Annotated in this window: 24 protein-coding genes; 20 read left to right on the top strand and 4 right to left on the bottom strand. The window is 65.8% G+C overall.

Going from position 1 to position 21,063, the window contains the following annotated elements; translation table 11 throughout:
* Position 1: 1 nt before the first annotated feature.
* Together OOZ63_RS03810 and OOZ63_RS03815 are read left to right on the top strand one after the other, a co-directional pair.
* A complete protein-coding gene (locus OOZ63_RS03810) occupies positions 2-421 on the top strand; it encodes a hypothetical protein (protein ID WP_266004004.1) in 420 nt (139 codons plus the stop codon).
* Between the two features lie 12 nt (positions 422-433).
* Entirely contained in the window at positions 434-898 is a 465-nt protein-coding gene (locus OOZ63_RS03815) for a DUF6152 family protein (RefSeq protein ID WP_266004005.1), read from the top strand.
* Between the two features lie 4 nt (positions 899-902).
* On the opposite strand, the gene OOZ63_RS03820 is transcribed toward OOZ63_RS03815, so the two are convergent.
* Entirely contained in the window at positions 903-1,769 is an 867-nt protein-coding gene (locus tag OOZ63_RS03820; protein WP_266004006.1) for an HDOD domain-containing protein, read from the bottom strand.
* A 159-nt stretch (positions 1,770-1,928) separates the two neighbouring features.
* Here OOZ63_RS03820 and OOZ63_RS03825 point away from each other — a divergent pair, with 159 nt between their 5' ends.
* Genes OOZ63_RS03825 through OOZ63_RS03840 form a run of 4 tightly spaced genes read left to right on the top strand, consistent with a single transcriptional unit; the run spans position 1,929 to position 5,158 of the window.
* Positions 1,929-2,588, top strand: coding sequence for a transglutaminase-like cysteine peptidase (locus OOZ63_RS03825; protein ID WP_266004007.1), 660 nt, complete (start codon positions 1,929-1,931; stop codon positions 2,586-2,588).
* A 25-nt stretch (positions 2,589-2,613) separates the two neighbouring features.
* Positions 2,614-4,524 carry a LapD/MoxY N-terminal periplasmic domain-containing protein gene (locus tag OOZ63_RS03830; protein WP_266004008.1) on the top strand — a complete coding sequence of 637 codons (1,911 nt, stop codon included), beginning with the start codon at positions 2,614-2,616 and terminating at the stop codon, positions 4,522-4,524.
* Positions 4,525-4,568: 44 nt separating this feature from the next.
* Positions 4,569-4,841 (top strand): YlcI/YnfO family protein, encoded by a 273-nt coding sequence (locus tag OOZ63_RS03835; protein WP_266004009.1) that lies wholly within the window; start codon positions 4,569-4,571, stop codon positions 4,839-4,841.
* Entirely contained in the window at positions 4,841-5,158 is a 318-nt protein-coding gene (locus OOZ63_RS03840; RefSeq protein WP_266004010.1) for a type II toxin-antitoxin system RelE/ParE family toxin, read from the top strand. The genes OOZ63_RS03835 and OOZ63_RS03840 overlap by 1 nt, the downstream gene beginning before the upstream one ends.
* Positions 5,159-5,160: 2 nt before the next feature.
* Here the strand turns inward: OOZ63_RS03840 and OOZ63_RS03845 are convergent, their stop codons facing one another.
* On the bottom strand, positions 5,161-5,721 hold the full coding sequence (locus tag OOZ63_RS03845; protein ID WP_266004012.1) for an NUDIX hydrolase: 561 nt from the start codon (positions 5,719-5,721) through the stop codon (positions 5,161-5,163).
* A gap of 39 nt (positions 5,722-5,760) precedes the next feature.
* On the opposite strand from OOZ63_RS03845, the gene maiA reads away from it, so the two are divergent.
* Positions 5,761-6,396 carry a maleylacetoacetate isomerase gene (maiA, locus tag OOZ63_RS03850; protein WP_266004014.1) on the top strand — a complete coding sequence of 212 codons (636 nt, stop codon included), beginning with the start codon at positions 5,761-5,763 and terminating at the stop codon, positions 6,394-6,396.
* Positions 6,393-7,163: a peptidoglycan editing factor PgeF gene (pgeF, locus tag OOZ63_RS03855; protein ID WP_266004015.1), complete on the top strand. Its 771-nt coding sequence runs from the start codon at positions 6,393-6,395 to the stop codon at positions 7,161-7,163. Before maiA ends, pgeF begins: the two co-directional genes overlap by 4 nt.
* Here pgeF and OOZ63_RS03860 read toward each other — a convergent pair.
* Positions 7,092-7,364: a hypothetical protein gene (locus OOZ63_RS03860; protein ID WP_266004016.1), complete on the bottom strand. Its 273-nt coding sequence runs from the start codon at positions 7,362-7,364 to the stop codon at positions 7,092-7,094. The two genes, pgeF and OOZ63_RS03860, sit on opposite strands and share 72 nt — an antisense overlap.
* A gap of 113 nt (positions 7,365-7,477) precedes the next feature.
* Between OOZ63_RS03860 and phaC the strand changes: the two genes are divergently transcribed.
* The 3 genes from phaC (at position 7,478) to phbB (ending at position 11,272) form a co-directional block, all read left to right on the top strand.
* Complete coding sequence (phaC, locus tag OOZ63_RS03865) at positions 7,478-9,175, top strand: class I poly(R)-hydroxyalkanoic acid synthase (protein ID WP_416234686.1); 1,698 nt, start codon at positions 7,478-7,480, stop codon at positions 9,173-9,175.
* Between the two features lie 40 nt (positions 9,176-9,215).
* Positions 9,216-10,397 carry an acetyl-CoA C-acetyltransferase gene (locus OOZ63_RS03870; RefSeq protein WP_266004017.1) on the top strand — a complete coding sequence of 394 codons (1,182 nt, stop codon included), beginning with the start codon at positions 9,216-9,218 and terminating at the stop codon, positions 10,395-10,397.
* 134 nt (positions 10,398-10,531) lie between these two features.
* Entirely contained in the window at positions 10,532-11,272 is a 741-nt protein-coding gene (gene phbB, locus OOZ63_RS03875; protein ID WP_266004019.1) for an acetoacetyl-CoA reductase, read from the top strand.
* A gap of 80 nt (positions 11,273-11,352) precedes the next feature.
* Here the strand turns inward: phbB and OOZ63_RS03880 are convergent, their stop codons facing one another.
* Complete coding sequence (locus OOZ63_RS03880) at positions 11,353-12,159, bottom strand: IclR family transcriptional regulator domain-containing protein (protein ID WP_266004021.1); 807 nt, start codon at positions 12,157-12,159, stop codon at positions 11,353-11,355.
* Positions 12,160-12,229: 70 nt separating this feature from the next.
* Here OOZ63_RS03880 and OOZ63_RS03885 point away from each other — a divergent pair, with 70 nt between their 5' ends.
* The 9 genes from OOZ63_RS03885 to glnL all read left to right on the top strand — a co-directional run bounded on the left by OOZ63_RS03885 (position 12,230) and on the right by glnL (position 21,051).
* Entirely contained in the window at positions 12,230-13,042 is an 813-nt protein-coding gene (locus OOZ63_RS03885) for a TIGR00266 family protein (RefSeq protein WP_266004022.1), read from the top strand.
* Positions 13,043-13,133: 91 nt separating this feature from the next.
* Positions 13,134-14,135, top strand: a complete 1,002-nt coding sequence (locus OOZ63_RS03890) for a YncE family protein (protein WP_416234687.1) — start codon at positions 13,134-13,136, stop codon at positions 14,133-14,135.
* On the top strand, positions 14,132-14,929 hold the full coding sequence (locus OOZ63_RS03895; protein ID WP_266004023.1) for a polysaccharide deacetylase family protein: 798 nt from the start codon (positions 14,132-14,134) through the stop codon (positions 14,927-14,929). The genes OOZ63_RS03890 and OOZ63_RS03895 overlap by 4 nt, the downstream gene beginning before the upstream one ends.
* Entirely contained in the window at positions 14,929-15,891 is a 963-nt protein-coding gene (locus OOZ63_RS03900; protein ID WP_266004024.1) for a sterol desaturase family protein, read from the top strand. The genes OOZ63_RS03895 and OOZ63_RS03900 overlap by 1 nt, the downstream gene beginning before the upstream one ends.
* Positions 15,892-15,940: 49 nt before the next feature.
* Positions 15,941-16,828 carry an EI24 domain-containing protein gene (locus tag OOZ63_RS03905; protein WP_266004026.1) on the top strand — a complete coding sequence of 296 codons (888 nt, stop codon included), beginning with the start codon at positions 15,941-15,943 and terminating at the stop codon, positions 16,826-16,828.
* Positions 16,825-17,631 carry a competence/damage-inducible protein A gene (locus tag OOZ63_RS03910; RefSeq protein WP_266004027.1) on the top strand — a complete coding sequence of 269 codons (807 nt, stop codon included), beginning with the start codon at positions 16,825-16,827 and terminating at the stop codon, positions 17,629-17,631. The genes OOZ63_RS03905 and OOZ63_RS03910 overlap by 4 nt, the downstream gene beginning before the upstream one ends.
* Positions 17,632-17,883: 252 nt before the next feature.
* A complete protein-coding gene (gene glnA / locus OOZ63_RS03915) occupies positions 17,884-19,299 on the top strand; it encodes a type I glutamate--ammonia ligase (protein WP_137944565.1) in 1,416 nt (471 codons plus the stop codon).
* A gap of 120 nt (positions 19,300-19,419) precedes the next feature.
* On the top strand, positions 19,420-19,923 hold the full coding sequence (locus OOZ63_RS03920) for a hypothetical protein (protein WP_266004029.1): 504 nt from the start codon (positions 19,420-19,422) through the stop codon (positions 19,921-19,923).
* 33 nt (positions 19,924-19,956) lie between these two features.
* On the top strand, positions 19,957-21,051 hold the full coding sequence (gene glnL / locus OOZ63_RS03925) for a nitrogen regulation protein NR(II) (RefSeq protein WP_266004031.1): 1,095 nt from the start codon (positions 19,957-19,959) through the stop codon (positions 21,049-21,051).
* Positions 21,052-21,063 lie beyond the last annotated feature (12 nt).

The following is a 21,063-nucleotide window of genomic DNA, read 5'->3' on the forward strand; positions in this document are numbered from 1 at the left end:
CGTGCTGGACAGCCTGGCCTCCCACCCTTGGGCCTATCCGGCGCTGGAGGCTGTGCACATCGTCGGCATCGCGATGCTGTTCGGCGGTCTGCTGGTGTTCGAGCTGCGGGCGCTGGGCCTGGCACGTGAGCTGCCGGCGGCGGCTCTGGCGCGGCTGACCCTGCTGCCGGCCCTGATGGGTTTCGGTCTGTGCGCCGCCACCGGGCTGACCATGTTCGCGACCCAGCCACAGGAGCTGCTGGCCAATCCGGCCTTTCGCCTCAAGCTGCTGCTGATCTGCCTGGCCGGCGGCAATGCGGCCTTTTTTCATGCCCGCAGCGGCGTGTTGGCTGACGACGGGTTGGCCAAGCTGCAATGCCTGCTGTCACTGGGGTTTTGGATGGCTGTCATCATCTGCGGCCGATGGATTGCTTACGCCTGAAGGAGACGTGCGATGGACCGACGACTTGTGCTGACCGCCGGACTGGGCCTGACCCTGCCGGCCTGGGCCCACCATGGCTGGAGCAGCTTCGACCAGGAGCGCCCGCTCTATCTGGAGGGGCGGGCCAGCAAGGTGATGTGGCGCAACCCGCATGGCGAGCTGGAGCTGGAGTTGCCCGAGAAACCCGTGTTGCCGGCCGATCTGAAGCAGCGCGTGCTTCCCAAGCAGGGCGCGGCGGTGGACGGGCCAGCCCTGCTCGCCAAGGCTCAGCTGCCGACCCGGCGCGACCGAAAATGGCAGATCGAGCTGGCCCCGCTGACCCGGCTCGCGGCCTGGGGAGTCGAAGAGATCAAGCCCGGCGCGACTGTAGGTGTGCTGGGGTTCACCTTCAGCGGCGAGAAAGGCGAGCCCATACTTCGCGCCGAGTATCTGTTCCTCGGCGACAAGGTCTACGGGCTGCGGTCCTCGCCGGCCTGAGCCTTCAGGCCTCGTCCAGCAGCGGCCGCAGCAACTCGTCCCATTGCTCGACCTCGTCCAGGCCGATCTGCAGCCAGTCAAGCGCGGCGGCATGATTGACGGACCAGTCCAGGTCTTCTGGCAGGGCCTCGTGGCGGCGCATCAGGTGCTCGGCCACCAGGCCGGCCGCTACCAGTGTATGGACGTCGGGGTCGATGCCGGCGTGGCCCAGTGAGTCGAAGTCATGATGCAGCCGGATCGCGGACATTAGCTCCGGCGCCATACCCCAGGCCCGTATCACCAGCGCACCGACCACTGCATGGTCGGTCTTATGGTTGGCGTTCTCTGTGGCGATATAGGGGCGGTCGATGCGAGCGGCCGCCTCCACCATCGTCGAGCCGTAGCCGCGCACGCTTTGCAGCAATACCGGCATGCCGACATGACAGAACAGCCCATAGGTGTGCGCCAGATCGGGCGACAGGCCGGCGAGCTGGCGGGCGATGAAGGCCATCGCGACCGCGCGCTTGCTGGAGCGCTCCCAGAAGCGCAGCAGATGCGGGCTGTTGACTGGGATGGTGTTGCGCAGCAGGAAGCCGGTCATCACCGCCGCAGTCTCGTCTAGCCCGATGCGGTTCAGGGCCTGCCCCACAGTGGTACAGGGCAGACCGCCAGGCTCCTTGTGGACCAGGCTGTTGGCGCACTTCAGCAGGGTGGCCGACATCGCGACATCACTGGCCGCGATCCTGGCCACCTCGTTGAGGTCGGGTTCGGCACAAGCCATCGCCGCCTGCAGCCGCTGAAGGAGCTCAGGACAGGGGGGGATCTGGATCTGGCGCAGGGGGCCATTGCGGCGGGCGCTGTCCAGCTCTTGACGTATCGATTGGGAATTCATAAGCGCAAGACACGCATCAAGCGGGTCTGCCGAGGATTGTTGCCGCTGATTATCCGGGCTGCACAGCCGCAGATGGCTGCGCAGGCGAAGGCGCACGGTAAAGTGCAACGAAGTATGGCCCAGGCCAAAGCAAAGAACCTCCACCGTCGGCGCGCTCCCATGCAGGAATACCGCTTGGCGGTGTTTGCAGGGACGCTGCTGGCCGCCGGTCTTGCGCTGATTCCGGTGCCCGGGCTGCAGGCCTGGGAGGCCGAGCGTGTGCTGGCCAGCGCGGCGCGCCTCGGCCCGCGCACGCTGGCGGCCGCCCGCGATCTGCAGCGGTTGATCGAGCGCAGCAGCACCCTGGACGAGGGCCTGCGGCTCGAGCCCATCAACGACTTTTTCAACCAGCGCATCGCCTTTCGCGAGGACCGGGATATCTGGGCCAAGCCCGATTACTGGGCCAGCCCGCTCGAGACTTTGGACCGGGGTCAGGGTGACTGCGAAGACTATGCGATCGCCAAGTATTTCAGTTTGCTGGCTGCCGGCGTCCCGGAGGCGCGATTGCGCCTGGTCTACGTGCGGGCGATGCTGGACGGCCGACCGCAAGCCCATATGGTGCTGGCCTACTATGTGCAGCCCGAGGCCGAGCCACTGATTTTGGACAATCTGCAGACCGAGGTACGACCGGCCTCTAAGCGCGCCGATCTGGCGCCGGTGTTCAGCTTCAACAGCGAAGGTTTGTGGCAGGGGGTGGGCAGCGCCAGCTCGGGCAATGCCGTCGTGCGCTTGTCGATCTGGAGGGACGCCTTGGCGAAGATCCGGGCGGAGGGGTTCTAATGATGCAAACAAAATGGATGCGGCCATGTCGCTGATTCGTCAAGTCTGGTTCCTGGTCCTGGGCGTGGTGCTGGCGTCGGTGCTGGGCAGCATGGCGGTGTCCGCCATGGGCATGCGGGCCATGCTGCAAACCCAGCTGCAGCTGAAAAACAGCGACAACGCAGCCGCACTGGCGCTGGCCTTGTCGCAGCAAGGGGGGGATGCCCAACTGATGTCGCTGCTGGTCTCGGCCCAGTTTGACACCGGGCACTACCAGAGCCTTCGCTGGCTGGCTGCAGACGGCAGCGTTGTCTTCGAGCGCACGGCGCCCGGCCGCAGCAGCAAGGCGCCGGCATGGTTCGTTGCACTGACGCCAATCGACACGCAATCCGGCGTGGCCAAGGTCTCGAATGGCTGGAACGCGGTGGGCTCGGTGGAGGTGCGCAGCCAGTCGGCCTATGCCCATGACGAGTTGTGGCGCGCCAGCCTGCGCATGGCGGGTCTGATGGCCGGTGTCGGTCTTCTTTCCGGCTTGGCCGCATTCTGGGTACTGGGTCGTATCCGTCGGCCGCTGGACAACGCCGTGACCCAGGCCGAGGCCCTGGTGGCTGGCCAGTACACCCAGGTCGATGAGCCCCGCGAGCCCGAGCTGAGGCGCCTGAGTCGGGCGATGAACACCATGGTGGAGCGAGTCCGGCAGATGTTCGATGCCCAGTCCAGCCAGCTCGAGGTCTTGCGTGTGCAAGCCCATTGCGACGCGCTGACCGGCATGAGCACGCGCACCCACTTCCTGGCCGAGCTGGACTCGGCGCTGACCCGTGATGAGGGCCCGGCGAGGGCCGGCTTGGTGCTGCTGCGGCTGCGCGATCTGGCCGGGTTGAACCAGCGTCTGGGCCGGGCGGCTGTGGATCAACTGCTGGTGGCGATGGCGCATGCCGTGCAGGTCTACCCGGAGCGTGTCAAGGGCTGCCTCGCCGGGCGGCTGAACGGGGCCGATTTCGCGCTCTGGCTGCCGGCGCCCGATGTCGTTGGCGACACCGCCAACGCGCTGGCCGATGCCTTGCAGGCCAGCCTGCCGGCCTTTGGAGCCGGCGTGCAGGTGGCTTTGGGCGCCGTCGAGCTGGCGCGGGAGCGCCCATCCAGCGACTGGTTCGGCGCTGCTGACGCGGCGCTGGCGCGGGCCGAGGGCCGACCGGGCTTTGTCGTCGAGGTGCTGGCGCCGTCGGCCGAGGCGCAGATCCAGGGCGAGCGCGCCTGGCGTGCGCAGATCTCGGAGGCCTTGCGCGAGCGCCGCAGCCGCCTTGCCGAGTATCCGGTGCTGGACAAGCAGGGTCAGGTCTTGCATCTGGAATGCCCTCTGCAGCTGCGCCTGGTGGCCGACGGTCCGTTCGAGAGCGCGGCGCGCTGGCTGCCGCTAGCGGTGCGCAGCCGGCTGACGGCCGAGATCGATCTGCAGGCGGTGGCACTGGCGCTGGAGGCCATCGTGCTGGATGGCCGGGCGCGCTGCGTCAATGTGGCGCCCAACTCGCTGCTGGACGGCGGTTTCGTCGCGCGCCTGCGCGAGCAGGTGTTCCAGTCGCCGCAGGCGGCCCGCAAGCTCGGGCTGGAGCTGGCCGAGGGCGCGGCGATCCAGCATTTCGAGCTCTTGCAGGAGATGGGCCGCCAGTTGCGCCCGCTGGGCGTCAAGCTGGGGCTGGAGCATGCCGGCGCCGGGTTGGCCCAGGTGGACCGGCTCTATCAGGCCGGGCTCGACTATGTGAAGCTGGACGCCGCCGTGGTCGCGGGCGTATCCGGTGACGCCGCCCGCGCCGCCTTTGTGCGCGGTATGGTCATCATGCTGCGCAGCCTGGCGCTGAAGGTCTATGCCGAGGGGGTGGTCGACGGCATGGATGTGCAGGCGCTTTGGGACTGCGAGCTCGACGGCGTGACCGGGCCCTGGGCGACGTCGCAGGCTTGAGCCGGTTTTGCTAGACTGATGCGTCGCAACTGCAACGCGTCATGATGAAAACCGCAACATTTCCCTCCTTACGCGTCGAGCCCGAACTGCGCGACGCCGCCGAGAGCGTGCTACGGGAGGGCGAGACGCTCACCGCTTTGATCGAGACCTCGGTGCGTGAGGCTATCCACCGCCGTCGCGCGCAGGACGAGTTCATCGCACGAGGCCTGCGGTCCAGCGAGGAGACCAGGCGCAGCGGTGAGTACCACTCGGCCGACTCGGTCATCGCCGAACTGCAGGACATGCTCGATGAGCGGCGCAAGAAGGTAATTGGCTGATGGCGGGATTCGAGGTCCGCTTCACGGCGGCGGCCCGAGCGGATCTGCAGCGCCTGTATGCCATTTGGCTTGACCGTGCGCAGGCGCTTGAAGACCTCGACGCTGCCCAGCGTGTGATCGACGCGATTGCCGCCGCAGCCCAGGCCCAGCTCGGCCGTGCGCCCTTCATCTACCGCAAGGCCGATCAGAGCCCCTTTCTGCGCGAGTTGATCGTTCCCCTGCACAGCGCCGGCTATGTCTTGCTGTACGAAATCGACGCTCAGAGCCGCGTCAATATTCTGGCTGTGCGGCATCAGCGCGAAGACGACTACTACTGATCTCAGCCGATATCGGCGCTGTGCAGCGCAAAGGGCCGGCCCAGCCGGCGATCTTCGAAGAAGCGCCGCAGCGTTTCGCGCACCGTGCGAAAGGCCAGCGCGTCCCAGGGCACCTCATGCTCGTGAAACAGCCGGGCCTCCAGCGTCTCGGGGCCGGGATTGAATTCGGGCGAGAGCAGGCGGGCGCGGTAGTAGAGATGGATCTGGCCGACCGAGACCACATTCATCAGGCTGTACAGCGGCTGCAACTCGATCTGCGCGCCGGCTTCCTCGTCGGTCTCGCGCAAGGCGCCCTCGGCTGCTGTCTCGCCGAGCTCCAGAAAGCCGGCCGGCAGGGTCCACAGACCGTAGCGCGGTTCGATCGCGCGCTTGCACAGCAGCACCTGCGCGTCTGGCCCCTCGCCCCAGATGGGCAGGGTGCCCACCACATTGATTGGGTTCTCGTAGTGCACGGTGGCGCAGGCCGTGCAGGTGGCGCGTTCGCGGTTATCGTCAGCGGGTACGAGGTACTGGACCGCCTGGCCGCAGTTGGGGCAATGTTTGAAGCGTCGAGCAAGCCACATGCGCTTCAGTGTAGCCGGGTGCAATGGCATCATCTGCCCATGGAACTCTTCAACTACTTTCGCTCTTCGGCCTCCTGGCGGGTGCGCATCGCACTGGCGCTCAAAGGCCTGGACTATGACTACCGTGCGATACATCTGGTCAAGAACGAGCAGCAACAGGAACCCTATGCCAGCGCTTCGGTGTCCGGCCTGGTGCCGCTGCTCAAGGATGGCGACGCGCTGCTGAGCCAGTCGCTGGCCATCATCGAGTACCTGGACGAGACTCACCCCGAGCCGCCGCTGCTGCCGCCCGACGCCATTGGGCGTGCGCGGGTGCGGGCACTGGCCCAGGACATCGCCAGCGAAATCCATCCGCTGAACAATCTGCGCGTGCTGCGTTACCTGGTCAAGGAGATGGGCCTGGACGAGGACCAGAAGAGCCGCTGGATACGCCACTGGATCGAGGGCGGGCTTGCGGTGGTCGAGCGGCGCTTACAACAAGGCGCCGGACAGTTCTGCCATGGCGACACAGCGGGCTTGGCCGACTGCGTGCTGGTGCCTCAGATATTCAACGCCCAGCGCTTCGACTGCAGACTTGACCATGTACCCGAGGTGATGCGCATCCACGCCAACTGCATGGCGCATGAGGCTTTTGCCAAGACCCAGCCCTCGGCCTGCCCGGACGCCCAGGCATGACGATTCACGAGGACTGGCTGCGGCCCGACTGGGGCCCGGATCATGTGCGGGCTTTCATGACCACGCGTGCCGGCGGTGTTAGCCAGGGCGCTTGCGCGAGCATGAATGTGGGGCTGTCGGTCGGTGACGACCCGGTGGCGGTGGCGCACAACAAGGTCCTGATCGAGCAGGCGCTGGGGGCACCGGCACGTTTCGTCTGGCAGGTGCATGGCGCTGCGGTGCTGCGCCTGCGGCCCGAACATGGGCTGCCGGGCGCAGAGCGGGTGCAGGCCGATGCCATCGTCAGCACGATGCCGGGGCTGGGTCTAGCGATCCAAGCGGCCGACTGCCTGCCGGTGCTGTTCGCGGCGCCCGGTGGCGTCGGCGGTGCCCATGCCGGTTGGCGCGGGCTCTCGGCCGGCGTGCTGGAGAACACCGTTGCCGCGCTCTGCGAGGAGGCCAGCTGCGCGCCGCAGGATATCCATGCCTGGATGGGAGCTTGCATCGGCCCGACGGCCTTCGAGGTTGGCGAGGACGTGTTGCAGGCCTTTGGCGCGACGCCTTCAGACGTCGATCCTGCGCTGTTCCGCTACCAGGCCAATGAGCATGGGCACGCGCGCTGGCGCGCCGATCTGGTGGCGCTGGCGCGGCGGCGGCTGCAGGCGGCCGGCCTGGTGAACATCAGCGGGGGCCATTGGTGCACCCATGGCGATGCCTCACGGTTTTTCTCCTTCCGCCGCAGTCGGCTCGACGGTCGCATGGCCGCCGTGATCCGGCTGCTTGGCTGAGCTTGGCTCGTCGGCCTCGGCCCGGCGGCGCGCCGCGCGCCGTGCCGGCGTGCCCAGCAGGTACATCACGATGCTGATTGGCAGCGCGCCATACAGCACAAAGGTGACGATGGCGCCCAGCACGGTGCCCTGGGTGCTGGTGGCTTCGGCCAGAGCCATCATCAACGCAACATAAAGCCAGGCGATTGCAACCAGATACATGGCAAGTCATCAGAAGGTAAGTTGAGAAGGGTACAACATGGGTAAGCCCGGCTGTGGCAAGCTTCTTGCCTGAGTCGAGACGAACAGGGCCACTGCGGCCCCAGAGGAGACACATGAAGCGCAAGCCCAGCCCTGCCGAGGCCCCAGGCCCGGATGTCAATGCCTTCGCCCCCGCCGATATGGCGGCCGGCCTCGGCGATATGTGGAAGACGGTGGCGGGTCTGCAGATTCCGATGGAGGCCCTCAGCGGTCTGCAGGCCGATTATCTGAAGCAGGCCACCGAGCTCTGGAACGCCTCGCTGCATGGCGCCAAGCTGCCCGCGCCGGCGGACCGACGCTTCGCCGGCGAGGCCTGGAGCGCCAACCCGGCCGGCAGCTTTGTGGCCCAGCTCTATCTGCTCAACGCCCGCACCTTGCAACAGATGGCCGACAAGGTCGAGGGCGACGAGAAGACCAAGGCGCGCATTCGTTTCGCCGTCCAGCAATGGGTGGACGCTGCCTCGCCCAGCAACTATCTGGCGCTCAACCCCGAGGCGCTACGCCTGGCGCTGGACAGCAAGGGTGAGAGCATCGCCAAGGGCATGCAGCAGCTGTGGGGGGATGTGCAGCGCGGCCATCTGTCGCAGACCGACGAGAGCGCCTTCGAGGTGGGCCGCAATGTGGCCACCAGCGAGGGCAGCGTGGTGTTCGAGAACGAGTTCTTCCAGTTGCTTGAATACAAGCCGCTGACGGCCCAGGTGTTCGAACGCCCACTCTTGATGGTGCCGCCTTGCATCAACAAGTACTACATCCTCGATTTGCAGCCTGAGAATTCGCTGATCCGCTATGGGGTGGAGCAGGGCCATCGGGTCTTCGTGGTCAGCTGGCGCAACCCGGACGAGAGTTGCAAGAGCTGGACTTGGGACGACTATATCGAGCAGGCCGCGATCAAGGCGATTTCGGTGGTGCAGGAGATCAGCGGCGCCCAGACCATCGATACGCTGGGCTTCTGTGTCGGCGGCACGATTTTGTCCACCGCACTGGCGGTGCTTGCCGCGCGCGGTGAGCAGCCGGCCGCCAGCGTGACGCTGCTGACCACCTTGATCGACTTTTCCAGCAACGGCATTCTCGATCTTTTTGTCGACGAGGGCTCGGTGCAACTGCGCGAGATGACCATAGGCCCGGCCTCGCCCAAGGGGCCGGGCCTGCTCAAGGGCCAGGAGCTGGCCACCACCTTCAGCTTTCTGCGCCCCAACGACCTGGTCTGGAACTATGTGGTGGGCAACTACCTGAAGGGCGAGGCGCCGCCGCCGTTTGATCTGCTGTACTGGAACGGCGACTCGACCAATCTGCCCGGCCCGATGTATTGCTGGTATCTGCGCCACACCTATCTACAAAACGAGCTGCGGATCCCGGGCCGGCTGACCGTCTGCGGCGAAAAGCTGGACCTGGGCCTGATCCAGGCGCCGGTCTATATCTACGGCTCGCGCGATGACCATATCGTGCCCTGGGACAGCGCCTACCGCAGCACCCAGGTGCTTAAGGGCAAAAAGCGCTTTGTGTTGGGCGCCTCCGGCCATATCGCCGGCGTGATCAACCCGCCGGCCAAGAAAAAGCGCAGCCACTGGATAGGCAAGACAGCGGCCCTGCCCGCCACTGCCGAGCAGTGGATGGAGACGGCGGTCGAGCATGCCGGCAGCTGGTGGCCCGATTGGGCGGCCTGGCTGGCCGGCCATGCCGGCGCCAAGAAGGCCGCGCCCAAAACCCCCGGCGGCAAGGGCTACAGGGCCATCGAGCCCGCGCCCGGCCGCTACGTCAAACAAAAAGCCTGATCGAAAACAGGCCTCATCCCCACTTTCACCGGAGAAGACAATGACTGAAGACATCGTGATCGTCGCCGCGGCCCGTACCGCTATCGGCAAATTCGGCGGCAGCCTGGCCAAGACCGCAGCGCCGGATCTGGGTGCGGCGGTGGTCAAGGACCTGCTGCGCCGCGCCAAGCTGGAGGCCGGCCAGATCAGCGAGTTGATTCTGGGCCAAGTTCTGACCGCCGGCTCGGGCCAGAACCCCGCGCGCCAGACCGTCATTAAGGCTGGCCTGCCGCACGGCGTGCCGGCCTTCACGATCAACAAGGTCTGCGGCTCGGGCCTGAAGGCCGTGATGCTGGCTGCGCAGGCGATCCGTGATGGCGACAGTGAGATCGTCATCGCCGGTGGCCAGGAGAGCATGAGCCTGGCGCCGCATGTGCTGCCCGGCTCGCGCGAGGGCCAGCGCATGGGTGACTGGAAGCTGATCGACACGATGATCGTCGACGGGCTGTGGGACGTCTACAACCAGTACCACATGGGCATCACGGCCGAAAACGTCGCTAAGGCCCACGGCATCAGCCGCGAGCAGCAGGACGCACTGGCGCTGGGTTCGCAGCAGAAGGCGGCCGCTGCGCAGGATGGCGGCCGCTTCAGGGACGAGATTGTGCCGGTGCTGATCCCGCAGAAGAAGGGCGATGCGCTGGTGTTCGACGCCGATGAGTTCATCAACCGCAAGAGCAATGCTGAAGGGCTGGCCGCCCTGCGCCCCGCCTTCGACAAGGCCGGCAGTGTGACCGCGGGTAATGCCTCGGGCCTGAACGATGGCGCCGCCGGCCTGGTGATCATGAGTGCGAAGAAGGCCGCCGCGCTGGGTCTGACCCCGCTGGCCCGCATCGCTTCCTACGCCAGCGCCGGTCTGGACCCGGCTCTGATGGGCATGGGGCCGGTGCCGGCCGCGCAGAAAGCGCTGGCCCGCGCCGGCTGGAAGCCGCAGGACCTGGACCTGCTGGAGATCAACGAGGCCTTCGCGGCCCAGGCCTGCGCCGTCCATCAGGAGATGGGCTGGGATACCAGCAAGGTCAACGTCAACGGCGGTGCGATCGCGCTGGGTCACCCGATCGGCGCCTCCGGCGCCCGCATTCTGGTGACCCTGCTGCATGAGATGCAGCGGCGCGATGCGAAGAAGGCAATAGCCTCGCTGTGCATCGGCGGCGGCATGGGTGTTGCGCTGACCGTCGAGCGCTGAACGAGTAAGGGCGAACCCGCTTGACCCTGGACGGGGCTTGGCGGAGCCTAGGGACGCGTCTTCTTCGAAGCAGAGACAAGGCCTTTCCGGGCGCGTAGGACGCGGCGCCGAAGGAAGGCGTGAAGGAGATTCATATGAGCGATAAAAAAGTGGCCTACGTGACCGGCGGTATGGGTGGCATCGGCACCGCGATGTGCCAGCGCCTGCACAAGGAAGGCTTTACCGTGATTGCCGGCTGCGGACCGAGCCGCGACTTCGACAAGTGGCTGACCGAGCAGGCCGCGCTGGGCTACAAGTTCTACGCCTCGGTCGGCAATGTGGGTGACTGGGACTCCACGGTCGCCGCCTTCGACAAGGTCAAGGCCGAGCACGGCACGGTCGATGTACTGGTCAACAACGCCGGCATCACCCGCGACGGCATGTTCCGCAAGATGAGCAAGGCCGATTGGGACGCGGTGATGAACACCAATCTGGACAGTATGTTCAATGTCACCAAGCAGGTGATCGAGGGCATGCTCGACAAGGGCTGGGGCCGGATCATCAATATCTCCTCGGTCAATGGCGAGAAGGGCCAATTCGGCCAGACCAACTACTCGGCGGCCAAGGCCGGCATGCACGGCTTCACGATGGCACTGGCGCAGGAAGTGGCGGCAAAGGGCGTGACGGTCAATACGGTAAGCCCGGGCTATATCGGCACCGACATGGTCAAGGCTATCAAGCCCGAAGTGCTGGAAAAGATCGTCGCGACGATCCCGATCAAGCGCCTGGGGACGCCGGAAGAGATCGCCGCCATCGTCGCTTGGCTGGCCGGCGAGGACTCCGGATTCACCACCGGCGCCGACTTCAGTTGCAACGGCGGGCTGCATATGGGGTGAGATGGGACCCAGCCGAGTCCTGAGGACTCGGCGACACCCTCTGAACGCCGAGCCGCTTCTCGCGCGGCTCGGCCGGGAAATCACCCCGCCCGCAATTGCAACAACCGCGAAATCCCCTGCGCCGCCTCCAGCAGCCGGGGCAGGCAGCTCGCCAGCATGATGTCGGGCGGCGTGCGGTTGACCTGGCCGCTGACATTGAGCGCTGCGATGGCGCGGCCGCTGCGGTCGACGATGGGCGCGGCGAGCGACACCAGGCCTTCTTCGAGCTCCTGATTCACAAGGCACCAGCCCTGCTCACGCGCGGCGGCGATGCGCTCGCGCAACTCGTCCAGATGCATCACGGTGCGGCCGGTGTGGCCCTGCAACTGCACGCCGCTCAGGTGCGCCTCGAGGTCCTCGGCGCTCATTGAGGCCAGCAACACCCGTCCCATTGAGGTGCACCAGGCCGGTAGCCGGCTGCCCAGGCCCAGATTGATGCTCATGATCTTGCGCGCCGGCACCCGCAGCACATAGACGATGTCCTGACCTTCGAGTACGGCGGCCGAGCAGCTTTCCTTGAGATCGGCCACCAGGTTCTGCATGACCGGCTCGGCAAACTGCCAGAGCGGCTGCGAGGAGAGATAGGCAAAGCCCAGATCGAGAATCTTGGGCGTCAGCGAAAACAGGCGGCCGTCGCTGCGCACGTATCCCAGGGTCTCCAAGGTCAGCAGGATGCGGCGCGCGCCAGCACGGGTCAGTCCGCAGCGCTTGGCCACCTCCGTAAGGGTCTGGCGCGGGGCTTCGGCGCTAAAGGCGCGGATCACGGACAGTCCGCGAGCGAAGGATTGCACGTAGCTGTCGCCGGGTTTGAGGTCCGGCAACGTGGCGGCGATGGGGGCTTCCGTCATGGGGCGCAGTATAGGCAAGGCAACTTTGGTTACGATCTCGCCCGTTTTGTTCGATTTTGAGGAGTTGGCAATGGCTATGGACGTGGTGGATTACGAGATCAAGGGCAGCGAGATGCAGTTCGTCGAGGTCGAGCTCGACCCGGGCGAGGCCGCAATCGGCGAGGCCGGCAGCATGATGTTCATGGATGCCGGCATTGCAATGGACACGGTGTTCGGCGACGGGTCCGCACAGCAGGGCGGTTTCTTCGGCAAGCTGCTGGGCGCCGGCAAGCGCCTGGTGACCGGCGAATCGCTGTTCACGACCATCTATACCAATAACGCCAGCGCCAAGCAGCGCGTGGCCTTTGCCGCCCCCTATCCGGGCAAGATCCTGCCTATGGATCTGAGCAAGATGGGTGGCACGCTGATCTGCCAGAAAGACGCCTTTCTGTGCGCGGCGCGCGGCGTCTCGCTGGGCATCGCGATCCAGCAAAAGCTCAGCACCGGTTTCTTTGGCGGCGAGGGCTTCATCATGCAGAAGCTCGAGGGTGACGGCCTGGCCTTTGTCCACGCCGGCGGCACCTGCCTGCGCCGAACGCTGGCCCCGGGCCAGACCCTGATGGTGGACACAGGCTGCGTTGTGGCCTACACGCCCAGCGTCAACTTCGAGATCCAGTACGTTGGCAAGATCAAGACGGCGCTGTTCGGAGGCGAGGGCTTGTTCCTGGCCAAGCTGAGCGGTCCCGGCGAGGTCTGGCTGCAAAGCCTGCCGTTCTCACGCCTGGCTTCGCGCATCTTCGCCGCCGCGCCGCAAAACGGTGGACGCCGCGAGGAGGGCTCGTTGCTGACCGGCGTGGCCGGGGCGGGTCTGTTGGGCGGTCTTCTGGGCGGAGATGACGAGTAAGCGCCGAGCCCCCGGCCCTACACTCAAGGCAGTGCTCGCACTGCCTTTTGTTTTTTGCGGGCTGCGGGCGAACGCTATACAAGGATTCTCGATGCGAACCCCGTTCTGGCCGCGCGCTGCGGCCGCCTTGATGCTTGCTTTCATGGCTGCCGGGGTGCATGCCAGCAGCGGCAGCAAACCGATCTTCGTGCTCAATTCGCTGGACGCCGACATCAGCGTGATTGACCCGGTCAGTTTCACGCAGATCAAGCGCATCCCGACCGGCAAGGAGCCGCACCATCTCTACCTGAGTCCGGACGAGAAGTCCCTGGTGGTGGCCAATGCACTGGGCGATTCGCTGACCTTTGTTGACCCGCGCACGGCCGAGGTGCAGCGCGTGCTGCGCGACATTCCCGATCCCTATCACCTGCGCTTCTCGCCGGACATGAAGTGGCTGGTCACCACCGCAAACCGGCTTGACCATGTGGCGCTGTACCGCTGGCTGCCGAGCAATGCGGCGGCGCCGCTGCAACTGGTCAAGCGCATCGAGGCGCCGAAGGTTCCCAGCCATCTCTTTATCGACAGTCGCAGTCGCGTGGTCTATGTGAGCCTGCAGGGCAGCGACGAGCTGCTGGCCATCGATTTGGCCACTCAGACGCCGCGCTGGAAGATCAAGGTCGGCAAGATGCCTGCCGATGTCTATCTGACGCCGGACGACAAGCACCTGCTGGTCGCGCTTACCGGCGATATGCTGGTCGAGGTCTACAACGTGAGCGGCCCTCAGCCGCAGCTGGTGCGTCGCATCGTGACCGGCAAGGGCGCCCATTCCTTCCGTGCGCTGGGAGATGGCCGCCATGTGCTGGTCAGCAACCGCGCGGCCAACACCATCAGCAAGATCGCACTGGCCGATTTCAGCGTGGTCGGCGAGCTGCCCGGCCCGGGCGGACCGGACGATATGGATGTGTCCGCTGATGGCAAGACCTTGCTGTTCACCTCGCGCTGGGCGCGCAGGCTGACCCTGGTCGACATCGAGCGCCGTCAGGTGCTGCGCCAGGTCAAGGTCGGCCGCTCGCCGCATGGCGTATGGACCCTGGATCACGCGTCCCGGCAATGAAGACCCAATGGCTCGGTGTCCTGTTGCTGGCGGCACTGCCGGCCCAGGCCTGCCAGCCAGGCGAGAAGCCGGTCTATCTGACATTCGATACAGGCCATATGGGCGTCGCGCCACTGCTGGCCTCGCTGATCAAGAAGCATAAGCTGCGGCTGAGCTTCTTTCTGGCCAGCGAGCCGACGCTGGAGGGCGGCCACAGCCTGGACGCGCAGTGGGCCCCTTGGTGGCGCGCGCGCGCCGCCGAAGGCCATGACTTCGGCTCCCACACCTGGGCGCACGACATCTGGCTGAAGGATCTGCCGCCGCTCAAGGGAGAGGCGCGCTTTCGCTTTCGCACCGTGGCCGGGCAGCAGGCGCCGCGCCTGCGCGAGCTGTCGGCTGTGCAGTACTGCGAGGCGTTGATGCAGCCGGCGCGACGTTTTGCCGAGATGACGGGGCGGCCGATGTCGCCGCTGTTCCGCGCCCCCGCAGGCAAGACCTCGCCGGCCCTTCTAGCGGCGGCCAAGGCCTGCGGTTTCGAGCATGTGGGCTGGAGCGCGGCCGGCTTCCTGGGCGACGAGCTGCCCAGCGACCGGTACCCGAATGCACAGCTGCTGGCCAAGGCGCTGCGCGAGATCCGGCCCGGCGACGTTCTGCTGGCCCATCTGGGCATCTGGTCGCGCCAGGAGGCCTGGGCGCCGGCGGTACTGGAGCCGCTGGTGCTCGGGCTGAAGCAGCGTGGTTTTTGCTTCGCGCCGCTGCGCGAGCATCCCCGCTATGCCCCGCTGATGGCGGCGCAGACTGCCCAGAGGCCCTGATGGACTGGCTGGTCGATGCCTTCGGTCTGGCGCAGCAGTGGCTGTTCGAGCAAGGGGTCGAGCCGCTGCTGTTCGAGCTGGGCTTCGGCGACCTGCTTGAAGACGGCTATGAGGCGACCGGCTGGCTGCTGGTGGGGCTGGCGCAGATCCTCGTGATGCTGACCTTGCTGCGCGCGCTGGAGCGCTGGCGCCCGGTCGAGGCTCAGACCGACCGCGCGGGGCGGCGGGTCGATGTGATCTACACCCTGATCCATCGCCTGGGCCTGTTCAGAGTCGCAATGTTCTTCGCGATCGACCCGCTGTGGGACGCGCTGGCCGGCACGCTGCGCATGGCCGGCGTGCCGAGCTTGCAGCTCGACGCGCTGTGGCCCGGCGTCAGCGATATCCCGTGGGTCAGCTTCTGTCTGTATCTGTTGGTGTTCGACTTCGTTTACTACTGGCTGCACCGCGCTCAGCATCAGTTCGGCTGGTGGTGGCAGCTGCATGCGCTGCACCACAGCCAGCGCCAGATGAGCTTGTGGAGCGACAACCGCAACCATCTGCTCGACGATGTGCTGATCGACTCGGTCTTTGTTCTGCTGGCCCGCTTTATCGGCGTGGAGCCCGGCCAGTTCGTCGCGTTGGTGGCGCTGTCGCAGTTGCTGGAGAGCCTGCAGCATGCCAATGTGCGGCTGTGGTTCGGCCCGGTGCTGGAGCGGCTGCTGGTGAGCCCGCGCTTTCACCGCCGACATCATGCGATCGGCATCAGCCATGAGTCGGCCGGCCAAGGCACGCTGGGCGGCTGCAATTTCGCGGTGCTGCTGCCGGTTTGGGATCAGCTGTTTGGCACCGCCGACTTCCAGCTGCGCTATGACCCGACCGGCATCCGCGACCAATTGACCGAGGAGGGTGGGCGCGACTACGGGCGCGGTTTCTGGGCTCAGCAATGGCTGGGGCTCAAGCGCCTCGTGGGGCGCGGCTGAAACGGCGCGGGTATGCTTGGCGCCCGTTGCCAACACAAGAGGGATGACGATGGTCAACACCATGGGCCGCCTCGGTGATGCCTTCTGGCGTGCCGGCGCCTATTGCCTGCATCCGCGCGTGATCGCGCTGTCGCTGCTGCCGCTGCTTATCGCGGCTGGCACCACCGTGGGTCTTGCCTATTTTTTCTGGGAGGCGGCGGTGGCCGGCGTGCGCGGCACGCTGGAATCCTGGCTGCTGATCGAGAGTCTGCTGCGCTGGCTGGACAGCATGGGCGGCGCGGGTTTTCGCAGCGTGGTCGCACCGCTGCTGGTGATCGTCATGGCGGTGCCGGTGGTGCTGATCTTCAGCCTGCTGCTGGTGGCGTTGTTGATGACGCCGTCCATCGTGACCCTGGTGGCCGAGCGCCGCTTCCCGACGCTGGAGCGCAAGCGCGGCTCAGCCTGGTGGCAGGGCCTGCTGTGGTCGCTGCTGTGCTCGGCCGCTGCACTGCTGCTGCTGTTTCTGAGCATGCCGTTCTGGCTGATCCCTCCTCTGGTGCTGGTGCTGCCGCCGCTGATCTGGGGCTGGCTGACCTATCGCGTGTTTGCTTTCGATGTGCTGGCCGAGCATGCCTCGGCTGAGGAACGCAAGCAGCTGATGCGCGAGCATCGCCTGCCCCTGCTGAGCATGGGTGTGATCAGCGGCTATCTGGGCGCGGCGCCCTCGCTGATCTGGGCGGTCAGCATGATGGCCGTGGTGCTGGCGCCGTTTCTGGTGCTGCTGACGGTCTGGCTCTACACACTGATCTTCGCGTTCTCGACGCTGTGGTTCGCCCATTACTCGCTGAATGCGCTGGCAGAGTTGCGGGCTCGTACCGTCGTGGCCCCTCAAGCGCCGCCCGTGCTCGACGAATTGCCATCCCCCCATACCTCAACCCTGCTGCCGCCCGCCCTATGAATATCGGTCTGATCATCGTTGGTGACGAAATCCTGTCCGGCAAGCGCCAGGACAAGCATCTGGGCAAGTTCATCGAGATCCTGGCCGCGCGCGGCCTTTCGCTGTCATGGGCCGAGTATGTCGGCGACGACCGCGAGCGCCTGACGGCCAGCCTGGCGCGCGCCTTCGCCAGTGGCGATCTGGTGGTCTCTTGTGGAGGCATTGGCGCCACGCCCGACGACCACAGCCGCCAGGCCGCCGCCGCAGCGCTGGGCCGCGAACTGGTCTTGCACCCCGAGGCCAGGGATCTGATCTGGCAGCGCATCAACGAGATGGCGGCCGAGCAGGGCACGAGCGCCGACCCTGAGCACCCCGACAGCCTGCGCCGCTTCCAGATGGGCGTGTTCCCGGCGGGTGCGGCCATCATTCCCAATCCCTTCAACAAGATTCCGGGCTTTTATGTCGGCACGGTCTACTTCGTGCCCGGCTTCCCGGTGATGGCCCACCCGATGATGGAATGGGTGCTGGATCAGCGCCATGCCGATTTGCACCGCGCCAGCGGCATTAGCGAGCGCTCGCTGATCGTGCAGGGCGCCATGGAGGCCGCGCTGACCCCGCTGATGGAGCGCATCGAGGCTGACTTTGCCGGCATCAAGGTCTTCAGCCTGCCCAGCGTCGACCATCCGCAGTGGGGTCGGCATATCGAGTTGGGCGTCAAGGCCGGCCCAGAGCAGCAGGCTGAGCTGCTGGTGCAGGCCTATGCCGCGCTGAAGCAGGGGTTGATCCAATTTGGTGCCGTCATAAGCACTGAAATGGTGCGATAGTCGGCGCTGACTCGCTCTAATTTGGTGCTTGTTGCGCGACTGTCGCCCGACCGGCAAGGTGTCCTGAAGGGCGTCAGCGCTGGGGCGGCCGATAATGCGCGGCCAGCTCGGTGATGCACCGAGCTGGCGCTCGCCGCTCACCGACTTGGCACGCAAACTGCTTAGTCAGAAACGCACGCGCCGAGGCGCACGCCGAATTCGTTCGATACCCGTACCACCTGTACAAAGCTTTCCGCTAGCTAGGAGTGATTGATGGCCAAGACCGTCGCCGATGTGATCCAGATGGTGAAGGACAACGAAGTCAAGTTCGTTGACTTCCGCTTCACCGACACCCGTGGCAAAGAGCAGCATGTCTCTGTGCCCGTGTCGCATTTCGATGAGGACAAGTTTGTCTCAGGTCATGCCTTCGACGGATCGTCGATCGCCGGCTGGAAGGGCATCGAAGCCTCAGACATGCTGCTGATGCCCGATCCGGATACCGCCAATATCGATCCCTTCTTCGAAGAGCCGACGCTGATCCTGTCCTGCGACGTGGTCGACCCGGCCGACGGCAAGGCCTATGAGCGCGACCCGCGTTCGCTGGCCAAGCGCGCCGAAGCCTATCTGAAGTCTTCCGGCCTGGGCGACACCGCCTATTTCGGCCCCGAGCCCGAGTTCTTCATCTTCGACTCGATCCGCTGGGGCAACGACATGTCCGGGTGCTTCTACAAGATCGAGTCTGAGGAAGCCGCCTGGAACACCGGCAAGGAATACGAGCACGGCAACACCGGCTATCGCCCCACCGTCAAGGGCGGCTACTTCCCGGTGCCCCCGGTCGACGCCGGCCAGGACATGCGCTCGGAAATGTGCTTGATCCTCGAACAGTTGGGCATCCCGGTCGAGGTGCATCACCATGAGGTGGCCAACGCCGGCCAGATGGAAATCGGCACCCGCTTCAGCACACTGACCAAGCGCGCCGACTGGCTGCAGCTGCAGAAGTACGTGATCACCAATGTCGCTCACGCCTATGGCAAGACCGCGACCTTCATGCCCAAGCCCATCGTTGGCGACAACGGCTCCGGCATGCATGTGCACCAGTCGATCTGGAAAGACGGCAAGAACCTGTTCGCAGGCGACGGCTATGCCGGGCTGTCTGAGTTCGCGCTGTTCTACATTGGCGGCATCATCAAGCACGCCCGGGCACTGAACGCTATCACCAACCCCGGCACCAACAGCTACAAGCGTCTGGTCCCCGGCTTCGAAGCCCCGGTCAAGCTGGCCTACTCGGCCAAGAACCGCTCTGCCTCGATCCGCATCCCCTATGTTGCTAACCCCAAGGGCCGCCGCATCGAGGCGCGCTTCCCCGATCCCTCGGCCAATCCTTACCTGTGCTTTGCTGCACTGATGATGGCCGGCCTGGACGGCGTCGAGAACAAGATCCACCCGGGCGAAGCTGCGACCAAGGATCTCTACCATCTGCCGCCGGAAGAAGACGCGAAGATCCCGACCGTCTGCCACAGCCTGGACCAGGCGCTCGAGTATCTGGACAAGGACCGTGCCTTCCTGACCAAGGGTGGCGTGTTTACTGACTCCTTCATCGATGCTTACATCGACCTGAAGATGCAGGAAGTGACCCGCTTCCGCATGGCCACGCACCCGGTCGAGTACGACATGTACTACTCGCTGTGATGTCCATGGGCGGCGAGCGTGCACCCCACGCGACGCTGCCCGGGTCAGCGAACAAGGGACGGCCGTGGCCGTCCCTTGTGCTTTGTGAAACCCGCGCCCGGCATGAGCCACAATCGCGCCATGCTCTATCGCCCTGCCTTGCTGTTCATCGGTCTGACCTGCGGTGCTGCCGCCCAGGCACAGTCCGTGGTCTACCGCTGTCCCGGCCCGCCGGTGCTCTACACCGACGCGCTGACGCCCAAGGAGGCGCAAGACAAGGGCTGCCGCTCGATCGAGGGCACGCCGATCACGGTGCTGCAGGCGCAGCGTCCGCGCGCGCCGGCTGCGGCACCGGCCGCACCCGGCGCCAGCGCCGAGCCCAGGAGTGGCGATGGGCGCGTTGACCCCGCCCAGCAACGCAGCCGCGATGGCGAGCGCCGCAAGGTTCTCGAAACCGAGCTGCGAGAGAGCGAGGAACGGCTCGCGGCCTTGCAGCGCGAGTACCAGGGCGGCCAGCCCGAGCGGCGCGGCGACGAACGCAACTACCAGAAGTATCTGGACCGGGTGGCCGAGCTCAAGACCAGCATCACCCGGCAGGAAAACGATATACAGGCGCTCAAGCGCGAGATCAGCAAGCTGCCTTGAGTTCGCTGGTCTGGCCGCACGAGCCATAGGACCATGACTCAGCATTCAACCCGCCCCGCCTCGGGCTTCGAGGCCTTCGACATGCTGGCCACCATGGTGGCCGTGGTGCGACCCGACGGCGAATGCCTGTTCGCCAATACCGCCTTCGAGACCGTGATGCGGCTCTCGCGCCGCACGGTGCAGGGCGTCAATCTGTTCGACTGGTTTGCCGATGCGACTCGGCTCAGCGAGACGGTCGAGGCGGTGGCGCTGAATGCCTTCTCCAGCAGCCGCTTCGATGCCTTGCTGCGGCGCGGCCCGCGTCCGCATGAGGACCTGTTGCCGGTGCATGTGATCGTCAGCCAGACCGACAGCCCTGAGCGCGTGCTGGTCGAGCTGATCGAGAACGCCCAGCAAGCTCGCCAGGACCGCGAGGAGCGCACGCTGGACCAGGTGCAAGCCACCAAGGAGCTGATCCGCAATCTGGCTCACGAGATCAAAAACCCGCTGGGCGGCATCCGCGGCGCGGCGCAGCTCTTGGCGCTGGAACTGCAGCCCACCGATCTCGGCCCCGAGCTCAACGAGTACACACAGGTCATCGTCCACGAGGCCGACCGACTGCAGGCCCTGGTCGACCGCCTGCTCGCGCCGCACCGGCGCGCCCAGGTGGTGGTCGATGTCAACATCCATGAGGTCTGTGAGCGGGTGCGCTCGGTGATATTGGCCGAGTACCCGCGCGGGCTGGAGGTGCGGCGCGACTACGACACTTCGCTGCCCGACTTCCGAGGCGACCGCGAGCAGCTCATACAGGCGGTGCTGAACATCGTGCAGAACGCCGCCCAGGCCTGTCATGCCCGCATCGCCGAAGGCACGGCCGTGATCAATCTGCAGACACGGGTGGCTCGACAGGTGACGATTGGTAAGCAGCGCTGGCGCTTGGCATTGGAATTGCATGTGCAGGACAACGGCCCTGGTGTGCCGGCGGAGATCCGAGATCGCATCTTCTACCCCCTGGTCTCAGGGCGGGACGGAGGCACGGGATTGGGGTTGACGCTGTCGCAAACCATCGCTCAGCAGCATCAGGGGATGATTGACTGCGACAGCGAACCGGGCCGGACAGATTTTCGATTGACCCTGCCTTTGCCCTGAATACCAGCTCGG

Origin of the sequence: Paucibacter sp. PLA-PC-4 (assembly GCF_026241155.1) — a bacterium.
Classification (GTDB): domain Bacteria; phylum Pseudomonadota; class Gammaproteobacteria; order Burkholderiales; family Burkholderiaceae_C; genus Roseateles_E.